This window comes from Shewanella hafniensis (assembly GCF_019655335.1).
Classification (GTDB): domain Bacteria; phylum Pseudomonadota; class Gammaproteobacteria; order Enterobacterales; family Shewanellaceae; genus Shewanella; species Shewanella hafniensis.
In genome coordinates this window covers 1-452 of record NZ_BPFD01000238.1, presented here as the reverse complement: position 1 = coordinate 452, position 452 = coordinate 1, and the positions used below count along the sequence as shown (strand labels likewise).

Annotated in this window: 1 protein-coding gene; it reads left to right on the top strand. The window is 63.1% G+C overall.

Annotation, left to right across the window (positions count from 1 at the left end):
* Nucleotides 1-452, top strand: a 452-nt coding sequence (gene cydB, locus K5Q99_RS23185; protein WP_220778150.1) for a cytochrome d ubiquinol oxidase subunit II, incomplete at both ends; no start/stop codon positions are given.

The following is a 452-nucleotide window of genomic DNA, read 5'->3' as shown; positions in this document are numbered from 1 at the left end:
GGTCAACACCATCGGACCGACCTGGGACGGCAACGAGGTGTGGTTGCTGACCGCCGGTGGCGCTACCTTCGCCGCCTTCCCCGGCTGGTACGCGACGATGTTCTCCGGTCTGTACCTGCCACTCCTACTGGTGTTGCTCGGTCTCATCGTCCGTGGCGTTGCCTTCGAATATCGTTCGAAGAACCCGTCCTCCTCGTGGCGCAACGCTTTCGACTGGATGGCCACTATTGGTTCCTTCCTGCCCACCTTGGTGCTCGGCGTCGGCTTCGCGAACTTCGTCCGCGGCCTGGCCGTCGGCCCGCACTCGACCCCAGACGGCGGCACTGCGCCGTTAGTGACGACCTCCTTCTGGGGCTTGTTCACTCCGTTCGCCCTCATCGGCGGCATTCTGTTCGTGGTGCTCTTCTGCGCTCACGGAGCTAACTTCGTCGCGCTCAAAACGATGGGTGACA